Origin of the sequence: Micromonospora sp. ATA51, from assembly GCF_016802855.1 — a bacterium.
GTDB lineage: Bacteria > Actinomycetota > Actinomycetes > Mycobacteriales > Micromonosporaceae > Micromonospora > Micromonospora sicca.
In genome coordinates this window covers 23,177-31,950 of the sequence record NZ_JAEVHJ010000044.1, presented here as the reverse complement: position 1 = coordinate 31,950, position 8,774 = coordinate 23,177, and the positions used below count along the sequence as shown (strand labels likewise).

Annotated in this window: 5 protein-coding genes and 1 pseudogene; 4 read left to right on the top strand and 2 right to left on the bottom strand. The window is 75.1% G+C overall.

The genetic code is table 11. The features are described from left to right. On the bottom strand, positions 1 to 391 hold a 391-nt coding region (locus tag JNW87_RS10425; protein WP_238453582.1), incomplete at its 3' end, for an EsaB/YukD family protein. A gap of 99 nt (positions 392 to 490) precedes the next feature. Here JNW87_RS10425 and eccCa point away from each other — a divergent pair. The 4 genes and pseudogenes from eccCa (at position 491) to JNW87_RS10405 (ending at position 7,531) form a co-directional block, all read left to right on the top strand. Further along, positions 491 to 4,475 (top strand): annotated as a pseudogene (eccCa, locus tag JNW87_RS10420) (type VII secretion protein EccCa). Between the two features lie 108 nt (positions 4,476 to 4,583). Beyond that, entirely contained in the window at positions 4,584 to 5,918 is a 1,335-nt protein-coding gene (mycP, locus tag JNW87_RS10415) for a type VII secretion-associated serine protease mycosin (protein WP_238453581.1), read from the top strand. 77 nt (positions 5,919 to 5,995) lie between these two features. After that, the gene (locus JNW87_RS10410; protein ID WP_109802628.1) at positions 5,996 to 6,781 is read left to right on the top strand and encodes a phosphatase PAP2 family protein; all 786 of its coding nucleotides are present in this window, start codon (positions 5,996 to 5,998) and stop codon (positions 6,779 to 6,781) included. 30 nt (positions 6,782 to 6,811) lie between these two features. Continuing rightward, positions 6,812 to 7,531, top strand: coding sequence for a phosphatase PAP2 family protein (locus JNW87_RS10405; protein WP_238453580.1), 720 nt, complete (start codon positions 6,812 to 6,814; stop codon positions 7,529 to 7,531). 37 nt (positions 7,532 to 7,568) lie between these two features. Here JNW87_RS10405 and JNW87_RS10400 read toward each other — a convergent pair whose 3' ends face one another. Then, a complete protein-coding gene (locus tag JNW87_RS10400) occupies positions 7,569 to 8,747 on the bottom strand; it encodes a MarP family serine protease (protein ID WP_238453579.1) in 1,179 nt (392 codons plus the stop codon). Between the last annotated feature and the right edge of the window lie 27 nt (positions 8,748 to 8,774).

Sequence of the window (8,774 nt, the reverse complement as noted above, 5' to 3'; positions counted from 1 at the left end):
CGACGGCGAGCGGCACGGCCGCCCCGGCCAGCGTGGCGGTCCGGGTGGCGGCGGGCGACCAGGCGCTGCCCCGGCGGCGGGCGCCGTCGGCGATCGCCTCGACCACGTCGTCGTACTCCAGTTCGGGCCACTGCGCGCGGGCCGGCACCAGGTGCAGCACCTCGCCGTCGCGCACCCCCTGCGGCAGCAGCGCCTGCGCGGTCGCCAGCACCGCGCCGTCGGTGCGTCGGAGCACCCAGCCGCCGTGCCGCTCCCCGTCGTCGGCCAGCCCCTCACCGGCGTGCCGGAGCACCTCCGGTAGCAGCTCGGCCAGCGGGACCTGTTCCGGCAGGGCCACGTCCACCCGCCGTTGGGGAGCGCTGATGGTGACCCGCGCCAGGCCGACTGTCATCGACATATCTCCATATCGAGCGGGAACGGTGGCTGACGGACGACAGGACTTTACCTACGATGAGCCAGGCTCGGGTTACCGAGAGCCATGGGAGGCTCAGTGTCCACTGTCGTCATCAAGCGCCCGCCGCGGCGTCCCGCGCCGGAGATTCCGGTCGGGGAGCTGCCGGTGGACGCGCCGCCGGAGATCCCCGTCGGGGCGGGCGGGCGCTGGCAGCAGGCGCTGATGGTGCTGCCCATGCTCGGCGGCACGGTGGCGATGGCGATGATGTTCGGCCGCGGTGGCGGGGCCTACTCGTACGTGGTGGGCGGCATGTTCGGGCTCTCCTCGGTGGCCATGCTGGTGACCTCGTGGGGCAGCGCCACCGGCACCCCGAAGAAGTCGGAGATGATGGCCGCCCGGCGGGAGTACCTGCGGCACCTGACCGCGCTGCGCCGCCGGGTCCGGCAGACCGCCGGGGCGCAGCGGGCCGGGATCTACTACCGGCACCCCGACCCGGGCAAGCTCTGGTCCACGGTGGACAGCCATCGGGTCTGGGAACGCCGTCCGGGCGACCCGGACTTCGCGGTGGTCCGGGTGGGCGTCGGCCCGCAGACGCTGGCCACCCCGCTCGTCCCGCCGGTCACCCGGCCGCTGGAGGAGCTGGAGCCGATGACCGCGGGCGCGCTGCGGCGCTTCCTCGACGCGTACTCGGTGGTGCCGGACCTGCCGGTGGCGCTCTCGCTGCGCAGCTTCGCCCGGGTCTTCGTCCGCGGCCCCGCCGGCGCGCGGGGCGCCGGCTCGCCGGCCGCGCAGGCCTCGCGCGGGCCGTGCTCGCCCAGCTCGCCGTCTTCCACGCCCCGGACGAGCTGCTGATCGCGATCTGCGCCGGGCCGGAACGGCGGGCGCTCTGGGACTGGGTCAAGTGGCTGCCGCACGCCCAGCACCCGAGCCGCGCCGACGCGCTCGGCCCGGTCCGCCTGGTCAGCAGCTCCGCCGCCGAACTGGAACGGCTCCTCGACGAGGTGCTGGCCATCCGGTCGCGGTTCAGCCCGGCCGGCCCGGCCACCGACGGGCCGCACGTGGTGGTGGTGCTCGACGGGGGTGACCTGACCGGCGCCACCGACCTGGCCGGCGACGGCGGCATCGACGCGGTCACCGTCATCGACCTGGACACCCCGCCGCCGCGGCTGCTCGACCGGTACGCCCTCCTGCTCGACCTGGGCGACGGCCGGCTGCACTCGCACTCCGCCGAGGGGGTCGCCGAGGTGGGCGCCGCCGACGCGCTGGAGCTCGCCGACGCGGAGGCGGTCGCCCGCCGGCTCGCGCCGCTGCGGCTCGCCGGCACGGTACGCGGACCGGACGGCCCGCCCGGCGCCGAGCCGGGCCTGCCCGAGCTGCTCGGCCTCGGCGACCCGGAGGGTTTCACCGCCGAGCAGGGTTGGGCGCCCCGACCGGCCCGGGACCGGCTGCGGGTGCCGATCGGGGTCGGCGCCGACGGTGGCGCCATCGAGCTGGACCTCAAGGAGTCCGCGCAGGACGGCATGGGCCCGCACGGCCTGCTCATCGGGGCCACCGGCTCCGGCAAGTCCGAGCTGCTCCGCACGCTGGTGCTCGGGCTGGCCGCCACGCACAGCTCGGAGCAGCTCAACTTCGTGCTGGTCGACTTCAAGGGCGGGGCGACCTTCGCCTCGTTCGACCGGTTGCCGCACACCGCCGCGGTGATCACCAACCTGGCCGACGCCCTGCCGCTGGTCGACCGGATGGTCGACGCGATCAACGGCGATCTGGTCCGCCGGCAGGAGCTGCTGCGCCGGACCGGCAACTTCGCCAGCCTCCGCGACTACGAGCGGGCCCGCGCGGCGGGCACCCCGCTCGCCCCGCTGCCGTCGCTGCTGCTGATCTGCGACGAGTTCTCCGAGCTGCTCTCCGCCAAGCCCGACTTCATCGACCTCTTCGTCCAGATCGGCCGGCTGGGCCGGTCGCTCGGCGTGCACCTGCTGCTCGCCAGCCAGCGCTTGGAAGAGGGGAGGCTACGGGGACTGGATACCCACCTGTCGTACCGGATCGGGTTGCGGACCTTCTCCGCCCTGGAGTCCCGGACGGTGCTCGGGGTGCCCGACGCGCACGAGCTGCCCCGCTCCCCGGGTCACGGCTACCTGCGCGCCGGCACCGACCCGCTGGTCCGCTTCAAGGCCGCGTACGTCTCCGGCGCGGTCCGCCGCCGGGGCGGCCCGGCGGGCGCGGCCGGCAGCGGTGGGCCCCGGCTGCTCGCCTTCTCCACCCACCTGGTGCCGGTGCCGGAGCCGGCCACCCCGGCCGCGCTGCCCGCCGCCGAGGAGGAGGCCCCCACCGAGACCCTGCTCGACCTGCTGGTGGGCCGGCTGGCCGGGCAGGGTCCCCCGGCCCACCAGGTGTGGCTGCCGCCGCTGGACCGCTCGCCCACCCTCGACGAGCTGCTCGGCCCGGTCGCCGCCGACCCGGTACGCGGGCTCACCGTCGGCAATCCCGAGCTGCACGGGGCCCTCCAGGTGCCGGTGGCGGTGGTCAACAAGCCGTACGAGCAGCGCCGGGACCTGTCCTGGCTGGCGCTGGACGGCGCGGCCGGGCACGTCGCGGTGGTCGGGCAGCCGCAGAGCGGCAAGTCGAGCCTGCTGCGCACGCTGATCTGCGCGCTGGCGCTCACCCACACCCCGGCCGAGGTGCAGGTCTACTGCCTCGACTTCGGCGGTGGGGCGCTCGGCGTGCTGCGCGACCTGCCGCACGTCGGCGGGGTGGCCGGGCGCGCCGAGCCGACCGCGGTGCGCCGTACCGTCGGGGAGATCGGCACCCTGCTGGCCGAGCGGGAACGCCGCTTCGCCGAGCTGGGCGTGGAGTCGATGGCGGCGTGGCGCGGGCGGCGGGCGGCGGCACCGGCCACCGGGCAGCCGGGGACCGACCCGTTCGGTGACGTGTTCCTGGTGGTGGACGGCTGGGGCACCCTGCGCAACGACTACGAGGACCTGGAGCCGCTGGTCACCGACCTCGCCACCCGCGGCCTGTCGTACGGCGTGCACGTGGTGGCCGCCTCCGTGCGCTGGACCGATTTCCGGCCGGCGATCCGCGACCTCTTCGGTTCCCGGCTCGAACTGCGCCTCGGTGACCCCTCGGACTCGGTGGTGGTGAAGCGGGCGGTGGCGGCGAACGTGCCGGAGCAGGCCGGTCGGGGGATCACCGCGGAGGGGCTGCACTTCCTCGGTGCCCAGCCCCGGGTCGCCGGGCTGGGCGGGGAGACGGTGGACCTGGTCAAGGCGGTCGTCGCCGGCTGGGCCGGGCCGCCCGCGCCCCGGGTCCGGCTGTCCCGCCGGTGTTGCCGTACGCCGACCTGGACCTCGCGGCGACCACCGGCCTGGCCTTCCCGGTCGGGGTGGCCGAGGCGGACCTGCGCCCGGTGGTGCTGGACTTCGCGGCCGAGCCGCACTTCGTGGTCTTCGGCGACGCCGAGTGCGGCAAGTCGTCGTTCCTGCGGGCGCTGGCCACCTCGATCATCACCCGCTTCGCCCCGGAGCAGGCCCGGGTGATCCTGGTGGACTACCGGCGCAGCCTGGTGGGCACGATCGAGACGCCGCACCTGATCGGGTACGGCGCCGCCGCCCCGCACACCGCCGAGCTGATCGAGTCGGCGGCCGGCTACCTCCAGGGCCGCATCCCCGGGCCCGAGGTGACCCCCGCCCAGCTGCGCAGCCGGTCCTGGTGGTCGGGGCCGGAGCTGTTCGTGCTGGTGGACGACTACGACCTGGTGGCCGGCGGGCCGACCAACCCGCTGCGCGCCCTGGAGGAGCACCTGCCGCACGCCCGCGACGTCGGGCTGCACCTGGTGCTGGCCCGCCGTTCCGGCGGCGCCGGCCGGACCCAGTACGAGCCGATCATCCAGCGGCTGCGGGAGCTTTCCACGGCCGGTCTGGTGATGTCGGGCGGCCCGGAGGAGGGGGCGCTCGTGGGTCAGGTGAAGGCGAGCCCGTTGCCCCCGGGCCGGGGCCGGCTGGTGACCCGGAGGGAGGGGGTCCGATTGGTGCAACTGGCCCACCTGCGCCGGCGTGACCGGAGTCACCGACTTGCACCGTGACGCACGGGAAACCCGGTAATCTCCGAGCAGCATGATTCTGTCGCGACGAAATGGCTGGGGAATGTGACCAGGGATCGGCACGGAGTTCCGACCGCCACCCGACATGTCGTGGGACGCACGCTGCTCGGTGTGGCGGCCGTCGCCGCCGCGGTCGCCGCCCCGCTCGCCCCGCCGGCGCACGCCGCCCCGGCCCGTACGGCCACCCCGCCGGTCGCGACGTCATGGCAGTTCAACGCCCCTCCGGCGGCCGCCCGGCAAGCGGGCTGGCTCGCCCCGGTGGACACCCCGAGCCGGGTCGACCAGGTCCGCCAGGAGCAGTGGCAGCTCGACGAGTTGCAGGCCAGGACCGCGTGGCACGACTCGACCGGGCGCGGCGTGATCGTGGCCGTGATCGACTCCGGGGTGGACGGTGCCCACCCGGACCTGGCCGGTCAGGTGCTGCCCGGCATCGACCTGGTCTCTCCGGACGGCGCCGAGGGGCCGGACCCGGTGGGGCACGGCACCACGGTCGCCGGCCTGATCGCCGGCCGCAACGACGACGACCGGGGCGTGGTCGGGCTGGCCCCGGACGCCAGGATCCTGCCCGTGCGGGTGCTCGACGACGAGAACCGGTACGACGACGCGATGATCGTCGCCAAGGGGGTGCGCTGGGCGGTCGACAACGGCGCCCGGGTGATCAACCTGTCCCTCGGCGGCAGCGGCGACAGCCCGGCCCTGGCGGCGGCCCTCGACTACGCCTTCGCCCGGGACGTCGTGGTGGTCGCCTGCACCGGCAACCTCGCCAGCTCGACCGGCACCAAGGTCTGGTACCCGGCCCGCGAGCCCGGCGTGCTCGCCGTCGCCGGCCTGGAACGCAGCACCCAGAACCTCTGGTCCGGCTCGATCACCGGCCACGAGACCACGCTCGCCGCCCCCGCCACGGCGCTCTTCGGGGCCCGCCCCGGCGGGCCGACCGGCGGGTACTGGCGGGTGCAGGGCACCAGCTTCGCGTCCCCGCTGGTGGCCGCGACCGCCGCCCTGGTCCGGGCCCGCTTCCCGCAGATGTCCGCCGGGGACGTGGTCAACCGGCTGATCACCACCGCGAAGGACCTGGGACCCACCGGCCGCGACGACCGCTTCGGGTACGGCATGGTGGACCCGGTCGCCGCGCTGACCGCCGACGTGCCGGCGGCAAGGCGCAACCCGCTCGACGACAACGACTCCCCGGGCGTGGTGGGCTTCGGCGCGGCGCCCGGACCGGGGCAGGGCGACCGGGCGGCCGGGCGGGGCGCCGACCCGTTCAGCTTCGCCGCTCGGAAACAGCAGACCCGGTGGACGGCCCACCCGGCGGGCCAGCCGGACGACTCCGCGCCGGAACGGCTCTGGACCGGCCTCGCCCTCTTCGTCGCCCTGGTCACCGGCGCAGCGATGGTGGTCCGCAGGTTCCGCCAGTCGCGGCGGTGACCCCGGCACCGCCGGTCTGACCGGGCCGTCCGCTGGGTAGTGCTTGGGGAATGAGCGGGTCGGGCGAGCACAGTCGGATGTCCACGGTCGAGCGGTCCTGGCGGAGCCGGCGGCTGGACCAGGACCATTCGCTGGGCCTCCGGCTCACCCTGGCCGCCGCCGCGGCGTTCCTGGTGCTGGTGCCGTTCGCCCTGCTGGCCCTGCTGGTGCTGGCGGCCTGGCCGCCGCTGTTCCGGTTGGACGCCTCGGTGACCGACGCGCTGCACGGGTACGCCGTCGCCCATCCGGCGTGGGTGCGGCTGATGAGTCTGTGGACCGACGTCTTCGCGCCCGGCCCGCTGCGGGTCGCCACCGCCGTCGTCGTCGCCTGGCTGCTGTGGCGCCGGGCCCGGCGGCTGGCCCTCTGGGCGGTCACCACGATGGTGGTGGGCGGGCTGCTCGGCGCGCTGCTCAAGCTGCTCGTCGGGCGGCACCGGCCGGACCTGCTCGACCCGGTCGCCCGGGCGGCCGGCTTCTCCTTCCCGTCCGGGCACGCGCTGAACGCCACCCTGACCGCCGGGGTGCTGCTGCTGGTCTTCCTGCCGTTCACCCACGACCGGCGACCGCTGCGCTGGGCGCTGTGGTTCGCCGCGATCGTGCTCGCGGTGGTGACCGGCGTCAGCCGGATCGCCCTCGGCGTGCACTGGAGCAGCGACGTGCTGGCCGGTTGGCTGCTCGGCGTCGCGGTGGTGGCGGCCACCTCCGCCGCCTTCCGCACCTGGCGCAGCCGGACCGGTCGGCGGCCGGCGCGTACCGCCCGGGAGGGGGTCGAGCCGGAGCTGGCCGGGCCGGACCTGGACGAGGCGGGCCGGGGGCACGCGTAGTTGCGCGCCCGGTGGGGTATTGGGCGGCCCATGTCCAATGTCGCGGTCCAGGTGACCAAGCGCGTACTGCTGCCGCTTGCCCTGCTCTTCGCCCTCATGGTGGGGCTGGGTCTCCTGGTCGCCCGGGTCCTCACCCGGACCTGGCCGTTCACCGTGGAGGACGCGGTCAACCGCGAGCTGGCGGCCGACCGTACCGCCGGATGGAACCACGTCTCGCTGGTGTTCAGCACGCTGGCCAGCACCCAGCTGGTCGTCGTGGTCACCGTGCTGGTGGCCCTGGTGCTGCGACTGGTGCTGCACCGCTGGCGGGAGCCGCTCTTCCTCTGCGCCGCGGTGACCGCGCAGGCGCTGATCTTCCTGTTCACCACCATGACCATCGACCGCCGCCGGCCGGCCGTCGAGCACATGGACGTCTCGCCGCCCACCTCCAGCTTCCCGTCCGGGCACACCTCCGCCGCCGTGGCGCTCTACGTCGGCATCGCGGTGCTGCTGGCGCTGCGGGCGAAGCGCACCCCGGTGAAGATCACCTGGTGGGCGCTGCTGGTCCTGGTGCCGGTCGGGGTCGCGTTCACCCGGATGTACCGGGGCATGCACCATCCCAGCGACGTGGTGGCGTCGTTCCTCAACGGCGGGACCTGCGTGGCGATCATGGCCCGGGCGGTGCTCGACCGGACGCTGACCTGGGGTCGGACCAAGCTGCCCGTCACCCGCCCGGCTGACGACGCGGCCCCCGCCGCCGCGCGCGGCTGACCCGGCGTCCGCCGCGGCCGGGTGCCGTCAGGTCGGCTCAGGTGCACTCGCCGGTGCCGACCGCCCGGGTACGCTCCGCGCCGGTCAGCGCCACCGGCCGAGCCTCGGCGGCGGTCACCGCGAAACCGGTGTTCGGGTCGTCGGCCGCCGCCGCGAAGATCACCCCGAGCACCAGTCCGTTCGCCGAGACCAGCGGGCCACCCGAGTTGCCGCTGCGCACCAGCGCCCGGATGGTGTAGATCTCCCGGGTCACGTCCCCGGAGGAGTAGATGTCGGGTCCGGTGATCTGGTCCACGTCCCGCACCCGGGCCGGCCGGGCGTCGTACGGGCCGTCGAGGGGGAAGCCCAGCACGATCGCGTCCGCGCCGCTGCCGGCCTGCCCGGCGGCGAAGCGCAGCGACGGACCGGGCAACCCGGGCACGTGCAGCACGGCGAGGTCGCGCTCCGGGTCGTAGACGACCACCTCACCGTCGTACCGCTCGCCGCGCAGCTCCACCGCCACCGAGCGGGTGCCGGCCACCACGTGCGCGTTGGTCATCACCCGGTCGTCCGCGTACACGAAGCCGGAGCCCTCGATCCGGCGGGCGCAGCTCGGCGCGGAGCCCAGCACCTTGACCACCGCCCGCTGGCTGTTGGCCACCACGGTGGAACCGGCGAGCGTCGGGTCGGGCGGGGAGACCTGCCGGGCCCGGGTGGGCGCGAGGTCGCCGAAGACGTCCGGGAAGCCGTTGGTGTCGACCGTGTCCCGCAGCGCGGTGGAGAGCTCCTGGGCCTTGTCGGGCAGGATCCGGTCGATCACGGTGAGCAGCGCGCTGTTCCGGATCGAGGAGGCCACCGCGGGCACCGCGGAGGAGCCCAGCGGCACCGCGACCAGCCAGGCCACCAGCATGACGGCGACGAGCGACACGAGCGCGCCGCCGATGTCGTCGAGCCGCTTGGCCACGTCGTTGGTGATCGTCTTGCGCAGGTGCGAGCCGAGCCACCCGGCGAGCGCCTGACCGAGCACGGCGAGCCCGAAGATCGCGACCAGGGAGATCAGCACGCGGATCCCGCTGTCGACGAACTGCCGGGCGATCAGCGGGCCGACCTGGAGGCCGATCAGCGCGCCCAGGAAGAAACCGGAGAGCGACAGCGCCCCGATGGCGAAGCCCTGGCGGTATCCGCTGACCGCGAACACGAGCATGAGCAGGAGCAGGACGAGATCCACGACGGACACGCGTCCAGCGTACGGGCAGCCGGCACG